This is a genomic window from Parasporobacterium paucivorans DSM 15970 (genome assembly GCF_900141895.1).
Lineage (GTDB): Bacteria > Bacillota > Clostridia > Lachnospirales > Lachnospiraceae > Parasporobacterium > Parasporobacterium paucivorans.
On record NZ_FQYT01000003.1, the window covers coordinates 75,802 to 102,063 of the forward strand.

At 45.1% G+C, this 26,262-nt stretch carries 26 protein-coding genes, 1 other RNA gene and 1 riboswitch; of the genes, 21 read left to right on the forward strand and 6 right to left on the reverse strand.

Annotated features, from left to right (window positions below; all coding sequences use genetic code 11):
• Genes gyrA through BUA79_RS01525 form a run of 3 tightly spaced genes read left to right on the forward strand, consistent with a single transcriptional unit; the run spans nt 1 to nt 3,876 of the window.
• Nucleotides 1–2,487 carry a DNA gyrase subunit A gene (gene gyrA, locus BUA79_RS01515; protein WP_073992598.1) on the forward strand — a complete coding sequence of 829 codons (2,487 nt, stop codon included), beginning with the start codon at nt 1–3 and terminating at the stop codon, nt 2,485–2,487.
• Nucleotides 2,484–3,329 carry a fumarate hydratase gene (locus tag BUA79_RS01520; RefSeq protein ID WP_073992599.1) on the forward strand — a complete coding sequence of 282 codons (846 nt, stop codon included), beginning with the start codon at nt 2,484–2,486 and terminating at the stop codon, nt 3,327–3,329. Before gyrA ends, BUA79_RS01520 begins: the two co-directional genes overlap by 4 nt.
• Nucleotides 3,330–3,342: 13 nt before the next feature.
• Entirely contained in the window at nt 3,343–3,876 is a 534-nt protein-coding gene (locus tag BUA79_RS01525; protein ID WP_073992600.1) for a Fe-S-containing hydro-lyase, read from the forward strand.
• Nucleotides 3,877–3,887: 11 nt separating this feature from the next.
• Here the strand turns inward: BUA79_RS01525 and BUA79_RS01530 are convergent, their stop codons facing one another.
• Nucleotides 3,888–4,598 (reverse strand): HAD family hydrolase, encoded by a 711-nt coding sequence (locus BUA79_RS01530; RefSeq protein ID WP_073992601.1) that lies wholly within the window; start codon nt 4,596–4,598, stop codon nt 3,888–3,890.
• A 116-nt stretch (nt 4,599–4,714) separates the two neighbouring features.
• Here BUA79_RS01530 and metG point away from each other — a divergent pair, with 116 nt between their 5' ends.
• The 3 genes from metG to rsmA are packed head-to-tail and all read left to right on the forward strand — an operon-like array spanning nt 4,715 to nt 8,283.
• The gene (metG, locus tag BUA79_RS01535) at nt 4,715–6,646 is read left to right on the forward strand and encodes a methionine--tRNA ligase (protein WP_073992602.1); all 1,932 of its coding nucleotides are present in this window, start codon (nt 4,715–4,717) and stop codon (nt 6,644–6,646) included.
• Entirely contained in the window at nt 6,647–7,420 is a 774-nt protein-coding gene (locus BUA79_RS01540) for a TatD family hydrolase (protein ID WP_073992603.1), read from the forward strand. It begins immediately after the preceding gene.
• Between the two features lie 2 nt (nt 7,421–7,422).
• Nucleotides 7,423–8,283, forward strand: a complete 861-nt coding sequence (gene rsmA / locus BUA79_RS01545) for a 16S rRNA (adenine(1518)-N(6)/adenine(1519)-N(6))-dimethyltransferase RsmA (protein WP_073992604.1) — start codon at nt 7,423–7,425, stop codon at nt 8,281–8,283.
• Here the strand turns inward: rsmA and BUA79_RS01550 are convergent.
• The 4 genes from BUA79_RS01550 to BUA79_RS01570 are packed head-to-tail and all read right to left on the reverse strand — an operon-like array spanning nt 8,233 to nt 10,510.
• On the reverse strand, nt 8,233–9,021 hold the full coding sequence (locus BUA79_RS01550; protein ID WP_073992605.1) for a prolipoprotein diacylglyceryl transferase: 789 nt from the start codon (nt 9,019–9,021) through the stop codon (nt 8,233–8,235). The two genes, rsmA and BUA79_RS01550, sit on opposite strands and share 51 nt — an antisense overlap.
• 22 nt (nt 9,022–9,043) lie before the next feature.
• Nucleotides 9,044–9,436 carry a DUF4190 domain-containing protein gene (locus tag BUA79_RS01555; protein ID WP_094757254.1) on the reverse strand — a complete coding sequence of 131 codons (393 nt, stop codon included), beginning with the start codon at nt 9,434–9,436 and terminating at the stop codon, nt 9,044–9,046.
• A 17-nt stretch (nt 9,437–9,453) separates the two neighbouring features.
• A complete protein-coding gene (locus BUA79_RS01565) occupies nt 9,454–9,792 on the reverse strand; it encodes a DUF4190 domain-containing protein (RefSeq protein WP_073992606.1) in 339 nt (112 codons plus the stop codon).
• 37 nt (nt 9,793–9,829) lie between these two features.
• Nucleotides 9,830–10,510, reverse strand: a complete 681-nt coding sequence (locus tag BUA79_RS01570) for an anaerobic ribonucleoside-triphosphate reductase activating protein (protein WP_073992607.1) — start codon at nt 10,508–10,510, stop codon at nt 9,830–9,832.
• A gap of 79 nt (nt 10,511–10,589) precedes the next feature.
• On the opposite strand from BUA79_RS01570, the gene tadA reads away from it, so the two are divergent.
• Nucleotides 10,590–11,069, forward strand: coding sequence for a tRNA adenosine(34) deaminase TadA (gene tadA / locus BUA79_RS01575; RefSeq protein ID WP_073992608.1), 480 nt, complete (start codon nt 10,590–10,592; stop codon nt 11,067–11,069).
• A 1-nt stretch (nt 11,070) separates the two neighbouring features.
• Here tadA and BUA79_RS01580 read toward each other — a convergent pair whose 3' ends face one another.
• Nucleotides 11,071–12,027, reverse strand: coding sequence for a metallophosphoesterase family protein (locus BUA79_RS01580; protein ID WP_073992609.1), 957 nt, complete (start codon nt 12,025–12,027; stop codon nt 11,071–11,073).
• A 140-nt stretch (nt 12,028–12,167) separates the two neighbouring features.
• Here BUA79_RS01580 and ffs point away from each other — a divergent pair.
• The 14 genes from ffs (at nt 12,168) to BUA79_RS01650 (ending at nt 26,090) form a co-directional block, all read left to right on the forward strand.
• Nucleotides 12,168–12,429: signal recognition particle sRNA large type (ffs, locus tag BUA79_RS01585), an RNA gene on the forward strand.
• Between the two features lie 144 nt (nt 12,430–12,573).
• Complete coding sequence (locus BUA79_RS01590) at nt 12,574–13,221, forward strand: DUF1287 domain-containing protein (RefSeq protein WP_073992610.1); 648 nt, start codon at nt 12,574–12,576, stop codon at nt 13,219–13,221.
• Between the two features lie 86 nt (nt 13,222–13,307).
• Complete coding sequence (dnaX, locus tag BUA79_RS01595; protein ID WP_073992611.1) at nt 13,308–14,870, forward strand: DNA polymerase III subunit gamma/tau; 1,563 nt, start codon at nt 13,308–13,310, stop codon at nt 14,868–14,870.
• A 3-nt stretch (nt 14,871–14,873) separates the two neighbouring features.
• Nucleotides 14,874–15,242: a YbaB/EbfC family nucleoid-associated protein gene (locus tag BUA79_RS01600; protein WP_073992612.1), complete on the forward strand. Its 369-nt coding sequence runs from the start codon at nt 14,874–14,876 to the stop codon at nt 15,240–15,242.
• A gap of 17 nt (nt 15,243–15,259) precedes the next feature.
• A complete protein-coding gene (gene recR, locus BUA79_RS01605; protein ID WP_073992613.1) occupies nt 15,260–15,859 on the forward strand; it encodes a recombination mediator RecR in 600 nt (199 codons plus the stop codon).
• Nucleotides 15,860–15,879: 20 nt separating this feature from the next.
• Nucleotides 15,880–17,649, forward strand: coding sequence for a tetratricopeptide repeat protein (locus tag BUA79_RS01610; protein ID WP_073992614.1), 1,770 nt, complete (start codon nt 15,880–15,882; stop codon nt 17,647–17,649).
• Nucleotides 17,650–17,671: 22 nt separating this feature from the next.
• The gene (gene fsa, locus BUA79_RS01615; protein ID WP_073992615.1) at nt 17,672–18,325 is read left to right on the forward strand and encodes a fructose-6-phosphate aldolase; all 654 of its coding nucleotides are present in this window, start codon (nt 17,672–17,674) and stop codon (nt 18,323–18,325) included.
• A gap of 18 nt (nt 18,326–18,343) precedes the next feature.
• Nucleotides 18,344–19,180 (forward strand): transketolase, encoded by an 837-nt coding sequence (locus tag BUA79_RS01620; RefSeq protein ID WP_073992616.1) that lies wholly within the window; start codon nt 18,344–18,346, stop codon nt 19,178–19,180.
• A complete protein-coding gene (locus BUA79_RS01625) occupies nt 19,168–20,121 on the forward strand; it encodes a transketolase family protein (RefSeq protein ID WP_073992617.1) in 954 nt (317 codons plus the stop codon). Before BUA79_RS01620 ends, BUA79_RS01625 begins: the two co-directional genes overlap by 13 nt.
• Nucleotides 20,122–20,133: 12 nt before the next feature.
• Nucleotides 20,134–20,835, forward strand: coding sequence for an NUDIX domain-containing protein (locus tag BUA79_RS01630; RefSeq protein WP_073992618.1), 702 nt, complete (start codon nt 20,134–20,136; stop codon nt 20,833–20,835).
• A 6-nt stretch (nt 20,836–20,841) separates the two neighbouring features.
• Nucleotides 20,842–22,488 carry a putative manganese-dependent inorganic diphosphatase gene (locus tag BUA79_RS01635; protein WP_073992619.1) on the forward strand — a complete coding sequence of 549 codons (1,647 nt, stop codon included), beginning with the start codon at nt 20,842–20,844 and terminating at the stop codon, nt 22,486–22,488.
• 20 nt (nt 22,489–22,508) lie between these two features.
• Entirely contained in the window at nt 22,509–23,072 is a 564-nt protein-coding gene (locus tag BUA79_RS01640) for a flavin reductase family protein (RefSeq protein ID WP_073992620.1), read from the forward strand.
• A gap of 102 nt (nt 23,073–23,174) precedes the next feature.
• Entirely contained in the window at nt 23,175–24,659 is a 1,485-nt protein-coding gene (locus BUA79_RS01645) for a LysM peptidoglycan-binding domain-containing M23 family metallopeptidase (RefSeq protein ID WP_094757255.1), read from the forward strand.
• A gap of 138 nt (nt 24,660–24,797) precedes the next feature.
• The gene (locus tag BUA79_RS01650; RefSeq protein WP_073992621.1) at nt 24,798–26,090 is read left to right on the forward strand and encodes a UDP-N-acetylglucosamine 1-carboxyvinyltransferase; all 1,293 of its coding nucleotides are present in this window, start codon (nt 24,798–24,800) and stop codon (nt 26,088–26,090) included.
• Nucleotides 26,091–26,155: 65 nt separating this feature from the next.
• Nucleotides 26,156–26,252, forward strand: a riboswitch (SAM riboswitch).
• Nucleotides 26,253–26,262 lie beyond the last annotated feature (10 nt).

Sequence of the window (26,262 nt, forward strand, 5' to 3'; positions counted from 1 at the left end):
ATGGATGAACATATATTTGATAAGATACAGGATATAGATTTAAAGAAAACCATGGAAAAATCTTATATCGACTACGCCATGAGTGTTATTGCAGCTCGTGCACTGCCTGACGTTCGGGACGGATTAAAGCCTGTACAGAGAAGGGTATTGTACTCTATGGTGGAATTAAACAACGGTCCTGACAAACCACACAGAAAATGTGCCCGTATTGTCGGTGATACGATGGGTAAATATCATCCCCACGGAGACAGTTCCATTTATGGCGCGCTTGTAAATATGGCCCAGCACTGGTCGACCCGTTATCCACTCGTGGATGGACATGGAAACTTTGGTTCCGTGGATGGCGATGGAGCAGCGGCCATGCGTTATACGGAAGCCAGATTAAGTAAAATATCCATGGAACTGATAGCGGATATCACAAAAGATACCGTTGATTTTTCACCAAACTTTGATGAAACGGAAAAAGAACCGGCCGTTCTTCCAGCAAGATATCCCAATCTTCTTGTAAATGGTGCAAGCGGCATTGCCGTAGGTATGGCTACGAACATTCCTCCTCACAACCTGAGAGAGGTAGTGGATGCTGTCGTCAAAATCATCGATAACCGTACGGATGAAGGAAGACAGACGGATTTAGAGGAAATTCTTCAGGTGGTTAAAGGACCTGACTTCCCAACGGGAGGAACGATTCTTGGCAGATATGGTATTGAAGAGGCGTATCGTACCGGAAGAGGAAAAATAAAGGTACGCGGCGTATCAAACATCGAGCCAATGGGGAATGGAAGGGACCGGATTATTATCACGGAACTGCCTTATATGGTGAACAAGGCCAAGCTCATTGAGAAAATTGCCGACCTGGTTAAAGACAAGAAAATCGAGGGAATTGCAGATTTAAGGGACGAGTCTGACCAGTCTGGTATGCGGATCGTTATAGAACTGAAAAAAGATGCCAATTCCAATGTCATTTTAAAATTATTATATAAACACACGCAGCTGCAGGATACGTTCGGCGTCATAATGCTTGCTCTCGTAAATAATGAACCAAAAGTACTTAATATTCTTGAGGTGCTGAAACTGTATCTGCGCCATCAGGAGGAAGTGGTAACAAGAAGGACTAAATACGAACTCAATAAAGCAGAAGAGAGAGCCCATATTTTGGAAGGCCTGGTTATCGCTCTTGACAATATCGACGAGGTCATCCGTCTGATAAGAGGATCAAGAACCACGCAGATAGCCAAGGAAAGTCTTATTGAGAGATTTGCCTTCAGCGACGCACAGGCACAGTCTATTGTAGACATGCGGTTAAAAGCCCTTACTGGTCTGGAGAGGGAAAAACTGGAAAATGAATACAAGGAACTGAAAGAGCGCATTGAAGGTCTGAAGCTGATATTGGGAGACAATAACCGATTATTGAAGGTAATCAGGGAAGAGCTTCTGATTGTTTGTGAAAAATACAAAGATGAAAGAAGAACGGGAATTGGTTATGATGATTCCGCAGTGGATATGGAAGATCTTATTCCTGAAAATGATACAGTTATTGCAATGACCAAGCGCGGCTACATCAAAAGGATGACCAGCGATAATTTCAAGAGCCAGCACCGTGGCGGCAAGGGAATAAAAGGGATGCATACCCTCGAAGAAGATTTCATTGAAGATCTCTTCATGACGACGACCCACCATTATATTATGTTCTTTACTAATAAGGGAAGGGTATACAGATTAAAGGCTTATGAAATTCCGGAATCGGGACGAACCGCCAGAGGTACTGCTATCATCAATCTCCTGCAGCTGCAGCCGGGAGAGAATATAACCGCTGTCATCCCAATCAGGGAATACAGGGAATCTTCTTACATGCTTATGGCAACCAAAAAAGGTGTTGTCAAAAAGTCCCCAATTGAAGAGTATGCCAATGTAAGGAAAAACGGATTGCAGGCGATACATTTAAGAGATACGGACGAATTGATAGAAGTGAAAATGACAGACAACAACATGGATGTGTTCCTTGTGACCAGAAAAGGAAAATGCATCCGGTTCAACGAAGGAGATGTCCGGGTAACAGGAAGGACGTCTATGGGTGTAACCGGAATGAGGCTGTCCGGGGACGATGAAGTGGTTGCCATGCAGATGGACATCCAGGGCGAAAGTCTTCTGATCGTTTCAGAAAATGGACTTGGAAAGCGCACCGACATGGAAGAATTCCATGTGCAAAACCGTGGTGGAAAAGGCGTAAAGGCTTATAAAATCAACGAAAAGACAGGTGAAGTCGCGGGCTGTAAAGCCGTAAACAATGATGAAGAGATTATGATCATAACAACAGAAGGCATCATTATAAGAATGCCGGTTGCGGGAATCTCAAAGCTGGGCCGTGTGACTTCCGGCGTCAAGGTAATCAATATGGATCAGGACAGTGAAATAACAGTTGCGAGCATAGCAAAAGTAAGAGAAGAGTTTCAGAGTTCGGAAGATGAAGAAGAACAAGAGGAAGAATGATGAGAATAGTTAATACCGGTGAAATAACCGATTCTATCCGTGAGATGTGCATCCGGATAAATCATGAACTATCCGGGGATATGAAAAAAGCCCTGAAAGATGCCGTCGAAAAAGAAGAATCGGATATTGGGAAACAGATTTTATGTCAATTAAATGAGAACCTGGATATTGCAAAGGAAGAGATGATACCCATCTGCCAGGACACAGGCATGGCCGTGGTGTTTTTGGAAATCGGACAGGATGTCCATCTGGAAGGAGCCCTTCTGGAAGACGCGGTCAACGAAGGCGTCCGACAGGGGTATAAAGAGGGGTATCTGAGAAAATCAGTGGTAGCAGATCCTCTGATCAGAAATAACACAAATGACAATACGCCTGCGGTAATCCACTACGAAATCGTGGCAGGGGACAAGGTCAGGATTACGCTTGCCCCGAAGGGATTCGGCAGTGAAAACATGAGCAAGGTATTTATGCTGAAACCGTCAGACGGAATTGAAGGAGTTAAAGCATCCATACTTTCTGCAGTAAAAGATGCCGGACCAAATGCCTGCCCACCTATCGTCGTGGGAGTGGGGCTAGGTGGAACTTTTGAAAAATGCGCTTTGCTGGCAAAAAAAGCGCTGCTTCGGGAAGTCGGTTCCCACTCTGCAACAGAATATGTGAAACAGATGGAAACGGAATTACTGGAAGAGATTAATTCCTTAGGAATTGGTCCGGGCGGACTGGGTGGAAGGGTTACAGCTCTGGCGGTAAATATAGAAACGTATCCGACCCATATTGCCGGACTGCCGCTGGCTGTCAATATCTGCTGTCACGTTAACCGTCATATTACGAAGACCATCTAATCGGAGAATGATTATGGAGAAATATATTAAGGCCCCTCTGGATGAAGAGTCGGTTGAAAATCTGTCTGCCGGTGACTATGTATATATTACCGGAAAAATTTATACGGCCAGGGATGCTGCCCATAAAAGAATGTACGAGGCAATCCTAGAGAAAAAGGGAATACCCTTTGATTTAAAGAATAATATTGTATATTATATGGGGCCTTCCCCTGCAAGGGAAGGAAAAGTGATTGGCTCAGCAGGGCCGACCACTTCCTCCAGAATGGATAAATACACGCCATCCCTGCTGGAGCTTGGGCTGAAGGGAATGATTGGAAAAGGAAAGCGTTCCCCGGAAGTAATGGAATCCATCGTAAAAAACAAAGCAGTATATTTTGCCGCAGTAGGCGGGGCAGGAGCACTCCTGTCCAAAAAAATCATCAAGAGTACGGTTATTGCATATGATGACCTGGGAACGGAAGCCATCAGGGAACTGGAAGTTGTTGATTTTCCTGTAATTGTCGTTATCGATTCCAAAGGGAATAACTTATACGAGCGCCCTTTTTAGGCGCTCGTGTTTTATATGCTGGATTGGATGATTTTATGGAAATCGGTAAAACTGCCCATCCACTTTGTTTTTCTCGTGCTGTTATTCCGGTTGATCATAAAATCCGTGATGAGGTAACAGTCTATACCCAGTTCTTCGACGATTCCGTCTTCGTGCAGGTCATTTCCGACCATGATGCATTCACCGGGATCAAGATCCAGCTTATGGAGAATATCCTCGTAATAGTTGAGGCTGGGTTTGGCATAGTTTGAGTTTTCAAATGACGAGATATACGAGAAATCTACCGGATTCAGATCCGACCATTTCAGACGGTTGACTACCGCAATTTCGGGAAACACCGGGCTGGTGGCCAGAATCAGGTTGTGATTTTTTTCCAGCAGAAGGGTGACAGATTCCCGAATGATTGGATTTGGAGTCACGATTTCTTTGATTTGGGAATACTCATTTTCGTAAAAATCCAAAAAAACTGATTCCATGACAGCCTTGTCAACCGGGTACAGCCGGGTGAAAGTTCTCCAGAAGGTTTCTTTGTTTGTATACATACCGCTTTCGTCCTTAGCTATGGTCTGCATGCCGGATACAAGGGCAAATATGATTTCCTCTGCATTATAAGGAGTTTCTTTTAGCTTTAGGGTGAGGACGTCTAAATATTTTTTTATGAATCTATCATGATCCATGGGTAAGAGTGTTCCATCGAGGTCAAATAATACATTTTTTACCATTAGTTATCTCCAGATTTTTTTACTATGGATGTAAGTATAGCAAGTTTTTGACGACTTGACAAATAAAGGTTATAATAATACACTAATTATATTTGCAAATCAGAGGAGAGATCAAAATGAGCAGAAAACCATATTATATAACAACAGCCATTGCATATACATCAGGCAAACCGCATATAGGAAATACTTATGAAATCGTATTGGCGGACAGCATAGCCAGGTTCAAGAGGATGGAAGGATACGATGTATTCTTTCAGACAGGCACGGATGAACATGGACAAAAAATTGAACAGAAGGCTGCGGAAGCTGGAATCACTCCCAAGGAATTCGTAGATAGAACAGCAGCTCAGATCAAGGATATCTGGGATATGATGAATACTTCCTATGATAAATTCATCCGGACCACGGATGAATATCATGTGGCGCAGGTTCAGAAAATCTTCAGGAAGCTCTATGAACAGGGCGATATATATAAAGGATTTTACGAAGGCATGTATTGTACCCCTTGTGAATCCTTCTTTACGGAATCGCAGCTGGCAGATGGAAAGTGTCCGGATTGCGGAAGAGAAGTTCTTCCGGCCATGGAAGAAGCATATTTCCTAAAAATGAGCAAATATACGGACCGACTTATTCAGCATATCAAAGACAATCCGGAATTCATACAGCCGGAATCCAGAAAAAACGAGATGATGAATAATTTCCTTCTTCCGGGGCTGCAGGATCTCTGTGTCTCCAGGACATCCTTTAAATGGGGAATTCCTGTGGATTTTGACCCCGACCACGTAGTATATGTGTGGATTGATGCCCTATCAAATTATATCACCGGACTTGGATTTGACGTGGATGGAAACCAGGGAGATCTCTATAAAAAATTCTGGCCAGCCGATCTGCATCTGATTGGCAAGGATATACTGCGTTTCCATACGATTTACTGGCCGATCATGCTGATGGCACTGAATCTGCCTCTGCCAAAGCAGATTTTCGGACATCCATGGCTTTTGCAAGGTGACGGCAAGATGAGTAAATCCAAGGGAAATGTAATTTATGCGGACAGCCTGACAGACGTTTTTGGCGTGGATGCCATACGTTACTTTGTCCTGCACGAAATGCCGTTTGAGAGTGACGGCATCATCACCTGGGAACTCCTTGTGGAACGATTCAACTCGGACCTTGCTAATACACTTGGAAATCTCGTAAAACGCACAGTCTCCATGATAAATAAATATTTTGATGGAGTGATCACAAATCCAGGCGTGCATGAGTCCGTAGATGATGAGTTGATTATGCTGACGCTGCATACACCGGGCAAAGTCAGGGCAAAAATGGACAAGCTCCGCATCGCCGACGCCATAACAGATATATTCACATTATTTAAACGATGCAACAAATACATAGATGAGACAATTCCATGGGTGCTTGCAAAGGAAGAGAAGGATCATCCAAGGCTCCAGACCGTGCTTTATCATCTGGTGGAAAGCATAGTGACCGGTGCAAGCCTCCTTGAGCCTTTCATGCCGGAAACTTCCGGGAAAATCCTGGCCCAGCTCAATTCGGGACTCAGAAGCCTGGAAGCAATGGAATCCTACGGAGAATACCCGACAGGAGGAAAAGTGACACCGGATCCGGAAATACTTTTTACCCGACTGGACTTAGAAGAAGTACTGAAGGCTGCGGCAGCTGAAAAAGAGGATGAGGTAAAGTACCCCCAGGTGGAAGCAAAGCCGGAAATAACCATCGAAGATTTTGATAAGATTCAGATTCAGGTAGGGGAGATACTTGCCTGTGAGCCGGTAAAGAAATCCAATAAACTTCTGGTTTCCCAAATCCGGGTGGGAGCGGCCACAATACAGGTGGTTTCTGGTATTGCCCAGCATTATAAACCGGAAGAGCTTGTTGGCAAGAAGGTCGCTGTTATAATAAATCTGAAACCCTCAAAATTATGCGGGGTCATCTCAGAGGGCATGATCCTGGCAGCCGGCGATGATGAAGGAAATCTTTCTGTTATGACCGTGGATAAGGATATCATAAGCGGATCGGAGATATGTTAGATGATCTTTGACAGCCATGCCCATTATGATGATGAGGCATTTGACGGGGACAGGGATGAGCTGCTGTCTTCCATGAAGGAAAACGGGATCGGTTATATTGTAAATATAGCCTCTTCCCTGGACACAATAGTATCCACAATCAAGCTCACGGAAAAATTTGATTTTATATATGGGACGGCAGGAGTGCATCCCAGTGATATAAGCCGGCTGGATGAAGAAAAATTCAGGCTGGTAGAGGATTCTTTGGGAGAGCCCAAAATAATTGGGGTTGGGGAGACGGGTCTGGACTATCATTACAAGGATGCGTCTGCCATCCTGCAGAAAAAATGGTTTGAAAGACATATCGAACTGGCGAAGGAGAAGCACCTTCCTCTGGTTGTTCACAGCCGGGACGCCAACAAAGACACTCTGGATATGATGAAAGCTCTGAAAGCGGAAGAGGCCGGCGGAGTGATTCACTGTTTTTCCTATGGTGTGGAGACAGCCAGGGAGTACCTGAATAAGGGATTCTATCTGGGAATAGGCGGGGTGCTGACGTTCAAGAACGCCAGAAAGTTAAAAGAAGTGGTTGAATATATGCCGTTAGAGCAGATTCTTCTGGAGACGGACTGTCCATATCTTTCACCTGAACCAAACAGGGGAAAGAGAAACTCTTCGTTATACCTTCCATTTATCATCCGGGAAACTGCACGGATTAAAAAGATCAGTGAAGAGGAAGTAATCCGGGTTACCTGTCAAAATGCAATGAGAATGTATAATATTAAGGAGCAGTAAGGATGGCATATCTGGCTAACCCCAAAAACACGGTGCAGATTCTGGAAAAATATAATTTTTCCATGCAGAAAAGATTTGGACAGAATTTCCTCATCGATTCCAACATAGTGTGGAATATAGTAGAGGCAGCAGAAATAAATGTGGAAGACACGGTAATCGAAATAGGTCCTGGTATTGGAACGATGACACAGTTTTTATGTGAAAAAGCAGGAGAGGTTTTTGCCGTTGAAATTGACAAAAAACTGATTCCGATTTTGGAAGAGACCCTGTCGGATTACAAGAATATCCGTATTATCAATGAGGACATTCTGAAATTGGATTTAACCCAAATTGCGGACGGGAAAAGATCGGTGAAGGTGGTTGCGAACCTGCCTTATTATATTACCACGCCTATCATCATGAAACTTCTGGAAGAAAATCTGCCGATAAAAAGCATTACGGTTATGGTTCAAAAGGAAGTTGCCGAACGGATGCGGGTGGGCCCGGGTACAAAGGATTATGGAGCCCTCTCCCTGGCTGTGCAGTATTATGCCAAGCCGGAAATTGTAGCCATTGTTCCTAAAACCTGTTTTATACCGAAACCAAATGTAGATTCGGCGGTCATCCGGCTTACAAGACGGACGGAAAAACCGGTAAAGGTCAATAATACGACCCTTATGTTTGCAATAATACGGGCCGTTTTCAATCAGAGAAGAAAAACCATGCTGAATAGTTTGGGAAATGCTGGAAATATTAATTTTTCCAAAGAGGAAATCAGACAGGCTATTGAGGACCTGGGACTCAGACCGGATATCCGGGGAGAGGCATTGACATTAGAGCAGTTTGCGGCGTTTTCGGATGCGCTCGAAAGCCAGACAAGCTAAGATAATAAGACTTATCCACTGCGAAGTGGAAAATGGGCCAAGGAATCCACGAATTTCGTCACCGCGGAGGAATTCATCCAGAAAACGGATGAGGCTGTAACAGAGAAGATAAATCCGGACCAGGGAATAACGGTTTCTGAATTTTACAAGAAGAAATGCCAATAAAATAAAAAGAGCAAATTCCAAAAGAGATTCCAGGAGCTGAACCGGGAATCTTTTTATGTTGTTGGCAGCCTCACTCAGGGCATGGGTATAGGTAAAGCCACAGTCGCTGGCAATTCCATAGCAGCAGCCGGCCAAAAAACATCCGATTCGTCCAAATGCATGAAAAAGCGGGATAGCGGGAGCCAGAGCGTTCATATAGGTACGCGTATTCAGACGGCTGTAACGGCAGTACAGATACCCACCCGCCAGGGCGCCAAAAAGTCCTCCGAAATAAACCAAGCCCCCGAAGTATAGGGAAAAGAAATCATTTATTCCGTGGAAAGAGGAGAAATTCAGCTGTCCGTCCCCCAGGGCGGACAGAATATCAGGGAGCCTTGTGATTCCGTACAGAAAGTGGCCTCCCAGGAGAAGTCCCAGAAGAGATGCCGCTGCGATATGTGAAAACTGGTCCTTTCGCAGCGGCTGTGTTCTGTTCAGTAAATATATGGCTATGGCACATGCCAGAATTCCCAGCAGGGACATAACTGCATAGGCGGCAATTTCCTTGCCAAAAATGTGGATAAATGGATGCATAATTTCCTCTTCTGTGTAAAGTTTAATGCATGTACGTTGAGCAGACAGAACATAATGTGCAGGTAAAGACGCCAATACAGCAAAAAATGACGCCGATTACAGAGCACACAAAGCCTGCATTAGCCAGACCTCTTCCTTTTTCACCGGGGAGGATGCTGTTTCGTGCCTTGATTCCCAGCAGAATCCCTACGATTCCGGCGAGCAGGGAAAGGACATTGAAGTAAGCAGCCCAGTAGGTGATGATGCTGAAGATTCCCAGTATCAGGGAAGCCAGGGCAAATATATTGTCATCGTTTCCGACGGCTGCATGTTGTTTTTGGGGTGTGACAGGGACGTCACCCAGGGGTCTTCCGCATTGCGTGCAGAAATTGACGGTATCCACATTGGCAGTGTTGCAGTTTGGACATATTTTCATACTTTTCCTCCGTCTGGTTAATATTTTTTGATGGAGTTAAACCACTCATGAAATTGGGTGCAGCCTCCGCCATTAAATGATATGGCGAGTCCGATTAAAACGAAAGCGCAGAATATAGCTCCAAGAACGATGCCGCAAATAGAACAGGTTATACCGGCAATGGCCATTCCGCTGAGTCTCCCCCCGGTGCGTTTTTTGGAAACAATGGCAAAAATGATGGACAGAATTCCCAACAGAATACCAAATCCCAAAGTGTAAAAAGTTATAATGGATAAGATTCCCAAAACCATGGAAGCAATGGCAAGTCCGCTGACAGCCGGATATCCGGAAACTTCTTTTTCATTTAAATTTTCCATAGGGTCCTCCTCTTTGCATTTGTTAATAGTAGCATGGTTATGAACGGTTTGCAATTTTGATCCAGGGTTCAGTGGCCAGGGTGTCAAGCTCTTCCTGTGTATAGGCTGTAAAACCCGGGCAGATGACTGTGTCTCCATCTCTGTAGGATTGAATTGTATACAGACGGCAGCCTCTGATCCAGGAGATGATTTCCCGGATGTCATCCAGGGAATGCAGTTCCTTTACCACCGTGGTCCTGAATTCATAATCCTGCATGGAAGACATAATAAAATCAATGCTTTCCTGGATTCTGTCCATATCTGGGCTGTCTATTCCGGATACTTCAGCGTATTTATTTCTGGGGGCCTTTATGTCCATTGCAACGTAATCAAGAAGATTTTCGTGTTGTAAAGCTTTAAGCACATCAGGACGGGTGCCGTTGGTATCCAGTTTAACCTTCAGTCCGAGGGCCTTTATGGAACGGATGAAGTCTTTAAGCCCCGCCTGCAATGTGGGTTCTCCCCCCGAGATGCAGACCCCTTCCAATATGGTTTTTCGCTTCTGCAGATAATCCAGAACCGTTTCCGTGGGAATAACCGGTTCCGAGCCGGGGCTGAGTACTAACCCCTTATTCTGGCAGAATGGACATCTGAAATTGCAGCAGCCTGTGAAGATGGTGCATGCCAGGTACCCCGGATAGTCTACAAGGGAAGTTTTTATGAGGCCGTGGATTTGCATAATTCCTCCATTTAAATTATAATGATTCTGCTTTGATAATAACAGATTAGAAGGAGTATTTCAATCATCGGGAGAAGCTATGGAAAATAATGAAAAATATATGAAAGAAGCTATAAGGCAGGCAAAAAAGGCTTTTGCCATCAAAGAAGTCCCTATTGGCTGTGTAATTGTCCATAATGACAAAATAATAGGGCGTGGATACAACAGACGTATAACAGACAAGACAGCTCTGGCCCATGCCGAACTCTTGGCCATAAAAAAAGCATGCAAAAAAATGGGAGATTGGAGACTTGATGACTGCACCATGTATGTGACGCTGGAGCCCTGCCAGATGTGCTCAGGCGCAATTATCCAGTCGCGAATAAAAAAGGTCGTGATTGGATGCATGAATCCAAAAGCCGGCTGTGCAGGATCCATAATGAATCTTTTGGATGTAAAAGAATTCAATCATCAGGCAGTTATTGAAACCGGCGTGATGGAAGAGGAATGCAGCGGGCTTTTAAAGGAATTCTTTGCAAAACTAAGGAACGAAAATAAAAACAAAGATAAAAGCCAATAAATTAAACGGAATCATCCTCATCATCCGATTTCATTGAAAGGATAATCTTATTTAAGTCCGGATTAGAATTGAAGTCATATTTCTCAAGAGGTTCCGGTCCGCGGACCACTTTTCGTTTCACCTCAAGGAGACCATCTTCATTTGCCCGGACAATCCAGTCAGCCATCAGGATCTTTCCGTCTGAAATTTCGATACAGTTGATGCCCCTGGAATGGATGCAGCATCCGGTATTGAAGTAGGGCAGCTCACCATTTTTAGGGAATTTCGGACGATGGGTATGTCCGCAGATCAGCATGGTCTTGCTAAGCTGGATCCATTTCGTATAGGCGGTTTCTATCTTGTGACGCTTATGAAGGTTCTTGGATGGGCTCGAAGGATTGTGAAGACCGATGACATGCATGAACCGCCAAAAATATCTGGATAAAATAAGGGAAAATCTCCAGAGCTGATCATTGAAAAAATCTCCCTGGTGTCCGTGGACGGTGAGTATCTCCTGTCCGGTTTCCCTGTGCTTCATAAGGAGGGCCTCCTGGGGTTCGATTCCATATAAGAACTTGTGTTTGCGCTCATAATATTCGCTGTAGTAATAAAAGCAGTTGTCGCGGACATACTGCGGATATTTAAGCTGTATATTATGGTTGCCGTACAGCAGAATCAACCGGCCGTCGTCAAAAAATTTTTTCAGGGCATTGTACACATCCCGGTGCGCCAGCCGCAGATACTTATAGCTCGACTGCTCCCACAGCTCGTCCCCGTCGCCTGCCTCCACAAAAACAAAACCATCCTCATAATAATGATCGAGGGCATGAAGGAAGATATTCTGGTTCCGGGTAAATTCATCGGAAAGACCGTCGTCTCCCCGGTGAGAATCACTCATAAATACATATTTGGAAGTGTTGTCAAAATATTCAATCCGGGCATTTTCATAAGCACCAGACAATCGTTTGTTTGTAAACATAAAAATCACCTCATATCATCATTTGAATATATTATACATCAGCCGGACTGAATTGTAAGGGGAAATGGATAAAATAATTGACAAAAAAATTAAACTCCGTTATACTGATGATTCAATATACCAATCAAGTCATAACATTTCCGTGCAGCCGGGGAGTCAGCGGTGCCCTGTACCTGCAATCCGCTATAGCAGGGGTGATGTTTCGCCTCGGGTGGAAGCTTGCAGAGCTGCCCCTGATAAGTGACAATGACGCTTGGGTCTTACGCAATGGGAATTTACGAACCGTGTCAGGTCAGGAATGAAGCAGCACTAAGTAGAACCTCCCGTGTGCCGTGAGGGTGCCTGGGCCGAGTTAACTGTCAGGGTAACGTCTGTGGGTCATATTCAAAGCGAAACGCACGGATTAATTTAAATATCGAGGCTTCAGTTCATGTACCCGTCAAGACGGACAACAGAATGGAGCCTTATTTTTTTGTGTAATTGGAATGCAATGTGTAGATATGATATAATTTCCTAATAATTAATGAAACAGGCAGGAGACATACAATGAGAAAACACCTATTTGCCGGAATATTCGCAGGAATAATCCTGTTCGCAGGCTTGACTTACATGCTGCAGGGGAATACCGTTTCCCAGGTCAGGATGTACACGGCAGAGGAGCTGGATATAGCAGAAATAGCAAGCCCCCTGGATGCGGATGGTGACGGACTGGATGATTATTCGGATATTATGGCCGGAGCCAGGGCTTATATCGATACAAATCCCCGGTATAAAAGCATTTATTACGAAGGTGGGTATCCGGATGACGGTTTCGGTGTGTGCACGGATGTCATTTGGAACGCCTTTCAGGCAGCCGGATATAACCTGAAGTCTCTGGTGGATATGGACATAGCCCAAAATACCGGAGCCTATCCATCGGCCGAAACCCCTGATTCCAATATTGATTTCAGAAGAGTGGCAAACCTGAAGGTCTTTTTGGAAAGGAAGGCTCTGAATTTGGGTACGGATCTGGCGAACCCGGAAGAATGGCAGCCGGGGGATATTGTTGTATTTTCAAAGCACATCGCAATCTGTTCGGACAGAAGGAATGCGGACGGGATACCATATATTATTCATCACGATGGAATGGGCGCCAGAGAGGCGGATGATTTAGGAAGATACACGATAAAAGGACATTTCAGGTGGCAGGGATGAGCCATGTATTTTATGTGAACAGGTTGATATTAGGCCTGGAATATGGTAATATTCGGAATAGAAAGCAGATAAAACCGAGGTAATTTATGTCTTATATAGCTTTATACAGAAAATTTCGCCCCAACTCCTTTGATGAGGTCAAGGGACAGGATCATATCGTGACCACACTGAAGAATCAGATCACGAACAACAGGATCGGACATGCCTATCTGTTCTGCGGAACGAGGGGCACGGGCAAGACCAGCGTGGCAAAAATTTTCGCAAAAGCAGTAAACTGCAATCGTACTTCCGACGGGAATCCCTGTGGGGAATGCGAAACATGCCGGTCAATACAGAACACAACATCCATGGATGTTGTGGAAATCGATGCCGCTTCAAACAATGGCGTGGACAATATCCGCCAGATTATTGATGAAGTGCAGTATTCACCGACAAGCGGACGTTTCAAGGTATATATTATTGATGAGGTGCATATGCTTTCCATAGGCGCCTTTAATGCGCTGCTGAAAACACTGGAGGAACCTCCGGCCTATGTGATTTTCATTCTGGCGACGACAGAAGTGCATAAGATTCCTATAACAATTCTTTCCAGATGCCAGAGATATGACTTCAGGAGGCTTACTGCAGAGCTGATAACGCAGGCACTGGCAGAGCTGGCAGTCAAGGAAGGAATAGATTTTGAAGAGAAGGCACTTAAGCATATTGCGAGAACGGCCGACGGTTCCATGAGGGATGCCATCAGCCTGTTTGACCAGTGTATTTCCTTTTACTTGAACGAGCCGCTTACATATGAACATGTTCTGGGCATCCTGGGTGCGGTGGATACGGAAGTATTCACTTATTTTACGGAAAAGCTGATAAACAGAGATGCCATTTCATGTATAAACAGGCTGGACAGACTGGTAATGAAAGGCGTGGACATTTCCCAGTTTGTGCTGGATTATACCTGGTATTTACGAAACATGATGCTGCTGAAGACAAGCGATGAGGTCAGCGAGGAGCTGCTGAGCATATCGGCAGAGAAGCTGGATGCCCTGAAAACCTCAGCCGGATCCGTTTCTATGGAGATCCTGCTCAGATATATCCGAATTTTATCCGAGCTCTCCAATAATCTGAAATATACTTCCCAGAAAAGAATAACGGTGGAAACGGCCCTGATAAAAATGGCGGTTCCCCAAATGGAGAACGATATGGGATCCATACTGGAGCGGCTGAATATCCTGGAGGGAAAACTGGAAAAAGGAATTCCCATGGTTCAGGCGGATCAGCTGGAGACCGGTCCAAAGCTGGAAAAATCCAGCAAACCCAAGCCGGTTCTTCCCCAGGCTGGAATAGAGGATGTCAAATATGTGGTGGACAACTGGGGAAAACTTGTGCGGCATCTGGAGGGCGGACTGAAAGTCTGCTTGGGCAAGGCAAAACTAAGCGCAAAGGAAGAAAACACCCTTCTTATGGTGTTTTCCGACTCTTATGCCTGCAAGCTGGTAGAGAAAGAGGCGGAGTATATTAAGAACATAATCCGACAGGAAATAGGAAAGCAGATACATATAGAAACGAAACAGCTGGAGACGGAAGAAAGATTTGAAGATCATTATGCAGAAATTCGCAGCAAAATAAACATACCGATTATCGTAGAAGAGGAGGAATAAAAAATGGCAAAAAAAGGTGGATTTTCAGGGGGAATGCCCGGAAATATGAGTAATTTATTAAAACAGGCACAGAAGATGCAGCAACAGATGGAAGAGAAAACAAAAGAGCTGGAAAGCAAGGAGTTTACGGCTACAGCAGGTGGCGGAGCGGTTGAAGTTACGGTTTCCGGGAAAAAAGAGGTCACCAAGATCAAGCTTTCCCAGGAAGTGGTGGATCCGGAAGACATCGAAATGCTGGAGGACCTTATCATGGCAGCAACCAACGAGGCGCTCAGGAAGATGGAAGGCGTGTCCCAGGGAATCATGTCAGAGGTTACCGGTGGTCTCGGAGGAGGCCTCGGCGGAGGGCTGCCTGGAGGATTTCCTTTCTAGACCGGGAGCAAAAAATAATGGAATATTACAGTAATTATATTACAAAACTTATAGAATCCCTTTCCGCATTGCCGGGAATTGGCGCAAAGTCCGCACAGAGACTGGCGTTTCATATCGTAAATATGGATGGGCAGCAGGTTCAGAGGCTGGCAGACGCCATGGTATCCGCCAGAGAAAATGTCCGGTATTGTAAGGAATGTTTCACTCTTACCGATGACGATCTTTGCCCGATATGTAAAAGTCTTGTCCGTGACAAGTCCACAATCATGGTGGTGGAAAACACGAAGGATCTTGCCGCTTATGAAAAGACAGGAAAGTACAGCGGAATTTATCATGTGCTTCACGGTGCCATAGCCCCTATGCTGGGGATAGGACCAGGTGACATCCGGCTGAAGGAACTGATGGCAAGGCTCAGGGACGATACGGTAAAAGAAGTCATAATTGCAACAAATTCAAGCCTTGAAGGGGAGACAACCGCCATGTATATCAGTAAGCTCATAAAACCCGTGGGTATAAAGGTGACAAGAATTGCCAGCGGTGTTCCGGTAGGCGGCGATCTGGAATGCATAGATGAAGTGACCCTGCTTCGCGCGTTGGAAGGACGAATTGAAATTTAGAGAGATTTCAGGAAGATGGGGTGAGCGTGTTGGATAAATACGAACTCAATTTAAAAACAGAACAGCTGATAAAACTGCATAGAGAAAAAGATTATAATACCGCCGCGGAAATAGCAGACAGCTTTGAGATTAAGAAACTTAAGGATTTAAGACTTATAAATATTATTGCGGATGTATATGAGAAAACCAGCCAGTATGAAAAAGCAAAGGACATCCTGTCCCTGGCTTATGAGAGGCTGCCAATGGGGAGACAGCTGGCTTACCGCCTTACTACCCTGTCCCTGAAGACCGGGACAATCGAGGATGCGCAGGAGTATTATGACGATTTCGTGCAGCTGTCACCTAAAGATGCCGGGAAATATGTGCTCCAGTACGAAATAGCCAGAGCCAAGGGAGAACCATTGGAAAAGCAGGCGGCTATATTGGAAAAATTCGTTTCTGTTGAACTGGACGAACGATGGCAGTATGAACTGGCCATGCTTTATAATGAAATGGGCCAGACAGAAAAATGTATAGAACTATGTGATGAGATTATTCTATGGTTCAATGAAGGCACATATGTTGATAAGGCAATGGAGCTCAAAAGACTGCATGTCCCTCTGACCAGAAGTCAGCAGGAGAGGTACGAAAAGAAGCACCAGGCTGCAGAGGAACCGGAAGAACTCCTGGAAGAATCACCCGAACCGGGAGAAACACAGAGGGTATTGGAAGTAGAGGAAGAAATCGAGATTATGGAAGTGGAAGTGCAGCCGACGGTTGGCGGCCTCATGGAAGCTTTTGATGAGAAACAAAAGAAGATTCTGGAAGAAGCGAGAAGCGAAATTGAAAAGACGCTTCAGGAAGTAATCGCGGCCGATCTGGAGGAAGAAATGCAAGAGGAAGACGAACCAGAACCTGAGGCAGAGCCAGAAACGGAAACGGAGCCAGAAGTGGAAACGAAACCGGAAATGGAAGCAGAAACGGAAACAGAAGCAGAAGAAATAATCTGGGAAGAGCAGGAAATAGGACTGACGCCGGAATCAGAAGCTGAACTGGAGGAAATCTGTCTCGGATTAGATGATGCATACAGGGAGATATTCGAAAAATATTTGTGCATAGATGGTTTGGAAAAACAACTGTGCCTGGCATTGCATAACCTGGTCGAAAAGTATGACCGGGACGGAACCTCGGAAAAAAACAATCTCATCGTTATGGGGGATGCCAAGACCGGAAAGACATCTTTTGCCATTAAGCTCATCAAGGAAGTGAACAGGGAAAGAGACAGAAGGGGAAGAAAAATCGTAAAGGTAAAGGGTTCGAACCTTAACGGAAAAGACATTGCCAATACATTATCCAAACTTATCGGAACAGATCTGATTATCGAAAGGGCTGCCAGCATGAGCACTTCAACAGCCAGGGAACTGGTTAAGGCCATGAAGGGCTACACTGGAGATATGATTATCGTTTTCGAGGACAACAATACTGCCATCGACAGGCTGCTGGGCGTTACCCCCGATCTTAAGGAAATGTTTCCCAATGTGATAAACATCCAGGGACCCGGGATAAAGGAATGGGTGGAATTTGCCAGCCAGTATGCAAAGGAATCCGGGTATGATATTGATGAAATGGGCAGGCTTGCCCTTCATGTCCGAATAGGAAATCTCTGCAGCACACGTGAAAATATAATCGCAGAGGACACCTGGGAAATCGTTGATGAAGCAATTAAAAGAAGTAAAAGCGGGAAGCTGCTGGGTCTTTTCAGGAAGAAAGGCAGCCAGCGAAAAGTTTTAAGGGAAACGGACTTCATGTAATAGATTATAGGAGGAGACGAATTTGAAATTTTTTATTGATACAGCAAACATCGAAGAGATAAGAGAGACGGAAGCAATGGGGATTATCTGTGGTGTTACTACGAATCCTTCTCTTATTGCAAAAGAAGGAAGAAACTTTTCAGAGGTAATTGCGGAAATCGCCTCCATAGTGGACGGTCCCATAAGTGGGGAAGTGAAGGCTACTACGGTTGACAGCTTGAAAATGATTGAAGAAGGAATGGAGATTGCAAAGATCCATCCAAATATGGTGGTCAAAATCCCCATGACGAGTGAGGGACTGAAGGCCTGCAAGGGATTGACATCGAAAGGCATCAAGACGAATGTCACACTTGTTTTTTCTGCGAATCAGGCACTCCTTGCGGCGAGAGCCGGTGCTACCTACGTCTCACCTTTTGTCGGGAGACTGGATGATATATCCGAACCGGGGGTTGAGCTGATCCGGTCGATTGCGGAAATCTTTGAAATCCATAATATTGAAACGGAAATAATCGCTGCGTCTATCAGACATACCATGCATGTCACGGACTGTGCGCTTGCAGGAGCCGATATTGCAACGGTTCCATATAAAGTACTTATGCAGATGGTCAAACATCCACTGACAGACCAGGGTATCGTGAAGTTCCAGGAGGATTATAGAGCGGTATTCGGCGAATAGAAAAGAGGAAAACCTAATATGAACAACCATGAATTGAAAAAAAAGGCAAATGAAATACGCAAAGGGGTGATTACGGCAGTATACAATGCCCAGTCAGGACACCCCGGCGGATCCCTTTCCGCTACAGATATTCTGACATACCTTTATTTTGAAGAAATGAATATTGACCCTGCGGATCCCAAAAAACCGGACAGGGATCGTTTTGTCCTGTCAAAGGGACACGGGGCACCGGGGCTGTATTCTGCACTGGCAAACAGGGGGTATTTTCCGATTAAGGAACTGGAAACATTAAGGAAATTGGGATCCAGGCTTCAAGGCCATCCCGACATGAAGGGAACCCCGGGCGTGGATATGTCAACGGGATCTCTGGGGCAGGGGATATCAGCCGCAGCAGGAATGGCTCTGTCGGCAAAACTCAGCAAAGAAGAATACAGGATATATGCGCTTTTGGGCGACGGAGAGCTTCAGGAGGGAGAAGTCTGGGAAGCATTCATGTTTTCCGGCCATCATAAACTGGACAACCTGGTCGTGATAATAGACAGCAACGGCTTGCAGATAGATGGAAATGTGGAAGATATCTGCTCGCCATGCCCTATAGATCAGAAGCTGAAGGCATTTAAATTCCACGTCATTTTAGCGGATGCCCATGATTTTGACAGTCTCCGCCAGGCTTTTGAGGAAGCAAGAATGGTCAAGGGGATGCCGACGGCAATTATTGCCGACAGCGTAAAAGGTAAAAACGTATCCTTTATGGAAAACAAGTCGTCCTGGCATGGTAAAGCACCAAATGAAGAGGAATACAGAATCGCCATGGAAGAATTGGAAAGGATGGGTGAAGAGCTATGTCAGAAGTAAAGAAAATTGCAACCCGCGAAAGCTATGGGGAGGCTTTGGTGGAGCTTGGAATGAAAATGGATAACCTGGTAGTCCTGGATGCGGACCTGGCAGGGGCCACCAAAACGAGTACTTTTCAGAAAGTTTTTCCTGAGAGGCACATTGACTGCGGCATCGCGGAAGCAAATATGATGGGGATTGCAGCAGGTCTTGCCACAACCGGAAAACTTCCCTTCGCCAGCACCTTTGCCATGTTTGCTGCTGGAAGAGCTTATGAGCAGGTAAGAAATTCCATTGCATATCCCCATCTGAATGTGAAAATAGGAGCCACCCATGCGGGTGTGTCTGTCGGGGAAGACGGCGCAAGCCACCAGTGCATTGAAGACCTTGCTCTTATGAGGGTTATCCCGGGGATGGTCGTGATCAACCCCTCCGATGATGTCGAGGCAAGAGCTGCAGTATTTGCGGCGGCTGAATATAATGGACCTGTCTACTTAAGGTTTGGCAGACTTGCCATTCCGGTAATCAATACAAATCCAGACTATCACTTTGAAATTGGAAAAGGAATCGTGCTCCGGGAAGGCAGGGATATCACCCTGGTTGCCACTGGACTTCCCGTGGGAGAAGCCCTGAAGGCAGCAGAAATGCTTTCCGAAAAGGACGGGATATCCGCAAAAGTAATCAACATCCATACAATCAAACCTTTGGATGAGGAACTCATCGTATCGGCAGCGAAGGAGACGAATAAAATAGTCACCATAGAAGAGCACTCCATAATAGGAGGACTTGGAGGAGCTGTATGTGAGACGCTCTCAAAGGAATATCCTGTGAAGGTTCTCCGAATTGGAGTCAATGACGTTTTTGGCGAATCCGGAACCGGCTGGGAACTGATTGAAAAACACGGATTGGACGCTGAAGGAATATATAACAGGGTAAAAGAATTTTACCTGCAGGAGTCATAAAGGAAAACCGGGATGGAAAACAAAGATTACCTCGAAACATTTCTGGGAACTGGGGAGAACAACGCAGAGGGAAAGAGTCTTAAGGAGTTTCTGGAGGAATATAACCCAAAAGAATATGATGCTCCATCCCATACCGTGGACTGCCTTGTATTTCAGCGGGAGAACCTTTCCGGAAATCTGAAAATATTAATGATAAAAAGAAAAAATCATCCCAACATAGGCTTCTGGGCACTTCCCGGAGGCTTTGTTGATATGGAGGAAGATCTGGAATCTGCCGCCTCCAGGGAGCTGGAAGAAGAGACAGGACTAAAGGGCGTCCAGATGGAGCAGCTGGCATCCTATGGGGCTGTGCACCGTGACCCGAGGACAAGGGTCATAACAACAGCCTTCATAGGAATGATTTGCAGTGGAATGCCCGGGCTCCGTGCTGGAGATGACGCGCAGGATGCGCTCTGGTTTGAAGTGGAGTTCAATCTGCTGTCCGAACGGGAAATTGAGGAGGCAGGGGCTCCTTCTGTTGAAAAGACGTATCGCCTGATTGTGGAAAACAAGTCATTTGACCTCCGGCTGGAAGCCCGAATCCAGTCCATATCCATCCGGGATGGGATGATAAAAAATACAAAGTACACTGTAAAACACGCCGTCGGACTGGCTTCAGACCATCCGGCCATCATCGCCGAAGGAATACAGTATCTTCGCAGTTTAAAGGAGTAGTTAAACATGGATAAGGAAAAAGAACAGGTATTTGTAATTGGCCATAAAAATCCGGACACTGATTCCATATGTTCATCCATTGCATATGCATATTTAAAAAACAAAACGGGTGAGCATGAATATATTCCCAGGAGAGCTGGAAAAATAAACGAGGAAACACAGTATGTCCTGAAGAGGTTCAAGGTAAAAGAGCCATCCTATATTTCAGAAGTGGGTACTCAGATAAAGGATATTGAAATCCGAAGGGTAGAAGGTGTGGCGGATGACATATCCCTTAAAACCGCCTGGTCCCTGATGAAAAAAATTGATATTGCCACGCTCCCCATTGTCAGCCAGAGCAGACTGAAAGGTCTCATCACCATTGATGACATTGCGAGATCCTATATGGAGGTGTACGACAACAGGATACTTTCCGAGGCTGGAACCCGCTATAAAAGCATAGCAGAAACCCTGGAGGGTGAGGTTATCGTTGGGGATGAAGAGGCATCTTTCTGCAAGGGAAAGGTCCTGATAGCTGCGGCAAAACCCGAAGTAATGGAAACCTTCATCGATGAAGGAGATATGGTCGTTGCAGGTGACCGCTATGAATCACAATTTTGCGCCATAGAATCGGGTGCTGCCTGTATTATTCTCTGTGTCGGTGCTGAGATATCCGCCACCATAAGGAAGCTTGCCACAGAAAGAGGATGCGTCGTCATCACTACGGAACTGGACTCCTATACTGTTGCAAGGCTTATCAATCAGAGTATTCCGATCCGGCATTTCATGTCCACGGAAAACCTCATGATTTTCAGGGAAGAGGATTATATTGAACAGATAAAATATACAATGGCTAAATACAGATTCAGGTATTTCCCGATACTGGATGTAGATGACAGATATGTCGGCATGATTTCGAAAAGAAATATGCTGAATGCAGCAAGAAAGAAACTCATCCTTGTGGACCACAATGAAAAAAGCCAGGCTGTAGAGGGGGTCGAAGAAGCAGAAATTCTCGAGATAATCGACCACCACAGGATTGGATCCATAGAAACCATCAATCCTGTATACTTCAGAAACCAGCCTCTTGGATGTACAGCCACCATTATATATGATATGTTCTGCGAGAATGATGTGGAAATTCCAAAGGAGATCGCCGGATTGCTTTGCTCTGCCATTTTATCGGATACCCTGTACTATACGTCTCCTACCTGTACTGCGAAAGACCGGAAAGCAGGAGAAAGCCTGGCTAAAATAGCGGAAATTGACACGGATGAATTTGCCGGAGAGATGTTTAAGGCAGGAAGCAGCTTTAAGGGAAAAACAGCCGGAGAAATATTTTATCAGGACTGCAAGGTATTTAATATCAATGATATAAGCCTGGAAATTGGTCAGGTGAACATTATCAGCAACGATGAGATACCTGAAATCAGGGAAAAAATCGTAGAATACCTAAAGGAAAACCATAGTGACGGCAGTTCGAAGATGACATTCTTTATGCTGACAAGCATAATGGACAGATCTACGACTCTTATATATTACGGAAGCAGATCGAGAGAAACGGCACAGCAGGCATTCGATATGTCCTGCGGCGAGAATTCCGTATATCTGAAAGGGATAGTCTCCCGTAAGAAACAGGTAGTTCCAGCGCTTATGGTAGCCATACAGAATTAAGGGACGCAAAGGAGAAGGCGATGTCTAAAGAAATATGGAAACCTGGTAATATGCTTTATCCGCTGCCAGTGGTCATGGTGAGCATGCGGGACAAAAAAGGAAGTCCGAACATCATCACAGTGGCCTGGACTGGGACCGTTTCCACCAACCCTGCCATGGTCTACATTTCTGTGCGACCTGAAAGATATTCATATTCCATTATAAAAGAAGCTGGGGAGTTTGCAATCAACCTGACAACCAGGGAGCTTGCCCGTGCCACGGACTTCTGCGGGGTGAAATCAGGCGGAAGCGTGGACAAATTTGAAGCACTGGGTCTGCATGCATGTAACGGAATACACGTGAAAGCCCCATTGATAGAGGAGAGCCCCATAAATATTGAATGCAGAACCAAACAGATAATTCCATGCGGATCTCACGATATGTTTCTGGCAGAAGTCCTTGCGGTACATGCAGACAATAAATATATGGATTCAAAAGGAAAATTCGACCTGTCAAAAGCTGAACCGATAGTCTACTCCCATGGCGATTACTATACCCTGGGAACAAAACTGGGAAAATTCGGGTACAGTGTTAAGAAAAAATAATTCTTTACAAATAGAAGAAAAAATATTATGATAGGATATGTTACAGAAATGTTACGCAAGAATTACGTTTTTTATAACGGAGATTGAACGGAGTATTCCATCATGATAATTAAGAAATTTACGAAACACCACAAGAAGCTTAAAATGACCTATGTAGCCTCGGCCATTGTCTTATGCCTACTTGTGACCATCCTGTTTCCCTATGGAAGCTATGCTTCCGCATCGGACAATTACGATTATGCCATTACCTTGAATGGCCAGGAGATTGGAACTGTAACCAGCAAAGACGTTTTTGAGGAAGCCCTGAGAAATGCAAGATTAAGAATAAATCAAGAAACTGGAACTATGATATATCTGGAACCAGAAATCGTTTTGCAGAAACAGGATACGATTTTTGCCACACAACAGACCGCGAAAGAAATTGAAGATAAGATTTATACTCTGCTTCTGGAATCCACAAATTTAAATAAAAAGCAGGCATATGTGGTAGATATGGACGGATTTACGGTTACCCTCGGAAGCCGGGAAGATGTTGTTGCCCTTCTGGATGCTGCTAAAAATAAATATGATGCAAACGGTGACTTTGAGGTGAACCTTTCTGAATCCACATCCGGAACCTATTCAAGCATCACCTATGAAATAAAAAAAACCGCAGAAGCACAGGCTGCGGCGGACGCCCAATCAGGTTCAACGGATGGGATAGTAGGCCTGGCTTTTGAAGATAATGTGGAAATTGTTGAGAGCTATGTGAATGATAGCGAAATCAGCACACTGGATGAAGCAATCAGTCAGGTTACAAAAGATAAAGAAGAAAATAAAATTTACGAAGCGGTTGCGGGAGACTGCCTGTCGACGATTGCTTCAGACTTCGGACTTACGGTGGCTCAGCTTGTGTCCATGAATGCTGGTCTGACGGAAGACTCCATAATCGGTATCGGGGATCAGGTAACCGTTACGGTACCGGAACCGGAACTTTCGGTTATAGTGAACGAACAGAAGACCTACGAAGAAGATTTTAATGCAGAAACAGTTTATATAGAAGATGACTCCATGTACCAGGGAGAGAGCGCTGTCGTAACAGAGGGTACACAGGGTCACAGACAGGTAACGGCACTCATAAGCTACAGAAATGGAGAAGAAACCAACCGGGAGATCCTTAACCAGAATGTCCTGACCGAACCGATTGCCCAGGTTGAGAAAAGAGGAACAAAGGTGCGCCCTACCTTTATAAAGCCTATTTCCGGAGGCAGCCTTTCATCGACGTTTGGTCCACGGTGGGGAACTATGCATGAGGGAGTAGATTGGGCGTGCCCTGTGGGTACATCCGTAAGAGCTTCCTGCGCAGGAACAGTTGTAAGTGCAGGCTGGTCCAACGGGTATGGATATGCCGTGGTAATCAGGCATTCAGATGGAAAACAGACAAGGTACGGACATCTCAGCAAAACGCTTGTATCTGCCGGCCAGTACGTGGAACAGAACCAGCAAATTGCACTGAGTGGAAATACCGGAGACAGCACCGGACCACATCTCCACTTCGAAATTATTGTAAACGGCAACCAGGTGGATCCGTTTAAATATCTGCAATAAGTAGGTTTATCAGGAAGATTCTCTGGTAAGGGGATCTTCTTTTTTTGTGTATACATGAAAATGTAAAAAATATTTACAATCTCATGGATTATGTTATAATCTTAAAGAGTATAGAAATAAGTTAGGCTGAGGTGCAGAATGGATCAATATATAATCAAAGGTGGAAAAATGCTTACCGGTTCCGTTGAAATCGGTGGCGCAAAAAACGCTTCCCTTGCAATAATTGCGGCGGCAATCATGACCGATGAGACCGTTATAATCGAGAATCTGCCGGATGTAGAGGATGTGAACGTGCTGCTCCAGGCAATTCAGGGAATCGGGGCGGTTGTTGAGCGCGTTGACAGGCATTGTGTTAAGATAAATGGATCCACGATATCTTCTGTCAGTGTGGATTATGAATACATAAAGAAAATTCGGGCGTCCTACTACCTTCTGGGGGCTCTTCTCGGCAAATATAAAATGGCCCAGGTTGCTCTTCCGGGCGGCTGCAACATAGGGAGCCGGCCGATAGATCAGCATATCAAAGGGTTTAAGGCTCTGGGAGCTGAAGTGACCATTGAGCACGGCATGATCCTGGCGAAGGCAGGGACACTCCAGGGCAAACATATTTACATGGATGTTGTCTCGGTAGGGGCTACAATAAACATAATGCTTGCGGCAGTCATGGCAGAAGGCATTACCGATATTGAAAATGCGGCAAAAGAGCCACACGTAGTCGATGTTGCCAATATGCTCAACAGCATGGGCGCAAACATTAAAGGAGCTGGAACAGATGTAATCCGAGTCAATGGAGTCTCCAGACTTCACGGTACCACATATTCCGTCATTCCGGACCAGATTGAAGCGGGGACTTTCATGTTTGTGGCAGCCGTGACAAGAGGAGACATTACAGTTAAAAATGTAATTCCCAAGCATTTGGAGGCGATTACCTCCAAGCTGTTGGAAATTGGATGTACGGTTGAGGAATATGATGATTCGGTCCGGGTAAAAGGATCGGAGTCTATTGTGTGTACGCATGTAAAAACTCTGCCATATCCTGGTTTTCCAACGGATATGCAGCCACAGATTTCTGTTGCCCTGGCCATGGCCAAGGGGACCAGTACCATCACAGAGAGTATTTTTGAAAACCGGTTTAAATATGTGGACGAGCTGCGCCGTATGGGTGCTTCGATTAAGGTAGAAGGAAACACAGCTATTATAGATGGTGTTAATCAATTTACGGGTGCGCAGGTTTCTGCCCCGGATTTAAGAGCAGGTGCGGCGCTTGTATTGGCAGGACTTGCGGCACAAGGTCTGACACTGGTGGAGGATATCCGCTTTATCCAGCGTGGATATGAAGACTTCGACGGAAAATTAAGGGCACTGGGTGCTCAGATTGAAGAAGTGTCCTCAGAGAAGGATGTCCAGAAATTCAAACTCAAAGTCGGCTGAAAATAAAATATTGACAATGTGATAAATCTAATGTAGTATTTCATTTATAAATTATATAGAAGCTTCTCTTATTCAGAGTGATGGAGATACAAGGATCTACGAAGTCACGGCAACCCCTTAACAGGAAGGTGCCAACCTGAGCGAGCAATCGATCAATAAGAGGATTTGATTT

Bases quoted from the DNA above. Each gene is read 5' to 3' on its own strand.
- gyrA (WP_073992598.1), top strand. From the start codon at position 1: ATGGATGAACATATATTTGATAAGATACAGGATATAGATTTAAAGAAA.
- BUA79_RS01520 (WP_073992599.1), top strand. From the start codon at position 2,484: ATGATGAGAATAGTTAATACCGGTGAAATAACCGATTCTATCCGTGAG.
- BUA79_RS01525 (WP_073992600.1), top strand. From the start codon at position 3,343: ATGGAGAAATATATTAAGGCCCCTCTGGATGAAGAGTCGGTTGAAAAT.
- BUA79_RS01530 (WP_073992601.1), bottom strand. From the start codon at position 4,598: ATGGTAAAAAATGTATTATTTGACCTCGATGGAACACTCTTACCCATG.
- metG (WP_073992602.1), top strand. From the start codon at position 4,715: ATGAGCAGAAAACCATATTATATAACAACAGCCATTGCATATACATCA.
- BUA79_RS01540 (WP_073992603.1), top strand. From the start codon at position 6,647: ATGATCTTTGACAGCCATGCCCATTATGATGATGAGGCATTTGACGGG.
- rsmA (WP_073992604.1), top strand. From the start codon at position 7,423: ATGGCATATCTGGCTAACCCCAAAAACACGGTGCAGATTCTGGAAAAA.
- BUA79_RS01550 (WP_073992605.1), bottom strand. From the start codon at position 9,021: ATGCATCCATTTATCCACATTTTTGGCAAGGAAATTGCCGCCTATGCA.
- BUA79_RS01555 (WP_094757254.1), bottom strand. From the start codon at position 9,436: ATGAAAATATGTCCAAACTGCAACACTGCCAATGTGGATACCGTCAAT.
- BUA79_RS01565 (WP_073992606.1), bottom strand. From the start codon at position 9,792: ATGGAAAATTTAAATGAAAAAGAAGTTTCCGGATATCCGGCTGTCAGC.
- BUA79_RS01570 (WP_073992607.1), bottom strand. From the start codon at position 10,510: ATGCAAATCCACGGCCTCATAAAAACTTCCCTTGTAGACTATCCGGGG.
- tadA (WP_073992608.1), top strand. From the start codon at position 10,590: ATGGAAAATAATGAAAAATATATGAAAGAAGCTATAAGGCAGGCAAAA.
- BUA79_RS01580 (WP_073992609.1), bottom strand. From the start codon at position 12,027: ATGTTTACAAACAAACGATTGTCTGGTGCTTATGAAAATGCCCGGATT.
- BUA79_RS01590 (WP_073992610.1), top strand. From the start codon at position 12,574: ATGAGAAAACACCTATTTGCCGGAATATTCGCAGGAATAATCCTGTTC.
- dnaX (WP_073992611.1), top strand. From the start codon at position 13,308: ATGTCTTATATAGCTTTATACAGAAAATTTCGCCCCAACTCCTTTGAT.
- BUA79_RS01600 (WP_073992612.1), top strand. From the start codon at position 14,874: ATGGCAAAAAAAGGTGGATTTTCAGGGGGAATGCCCGGAAATATGAGT.
- recR (WP_073992613.1), top strand. From the start codon at position 15,260: ATGGAATATTACAGTAATTATATTACAAAACTTATAGAATCCCTTTCC.
- BUA79_RS01620 (WP_073992616.1), top strand. From the start codon at position 18,344: ATGAACAACCATGAATTGAAAAAAAAGGCAAATGAAATACGCAAAGGG.
- BUA79_RS01625 (WP_073992617.1), top strand. From the start codon at position 19,168: ATGTCAGAAGTAAAGAAAATTGCAACCCGCGAAAGCTATGGGGAGGCT.
- BUA79_RS01630 (WP_073992618.1), top strand. From the start codon at position 20,134: ATGGAAAACAAAGATTACCTCGAAACATTTCTGGGAACTGGGGAGAAC.
- BUA79_RS01635 (WP_073992619.1), top strand. From the start codon at position 20,842: ATGGATAAGGAAAAAGAACAGGTATTTGTAATTGGCCATAAAAATCCG.
- BUA79_RS01640 (WP_073992620.1), top strand. From the start codon at position 22,509: ATGTCTAAAGAAATATGGAAACCTGGTAATATGCTTTATCCGCTGCCA.
- BUA79_RS01645 (WP_094757255.1), top strand. From the start codon at position 23,175: ATGATAATTAAGAAATTTACGAAACACCACAAGAAGCTTAAAATGACC.
- BUA79_RS01650 (WP_073992621.1), top strand. From the start codon at position 24,798: ATGGATCAATATATAATCAAAGGTGGAAAAATGCTTACCGGTTCCGTT.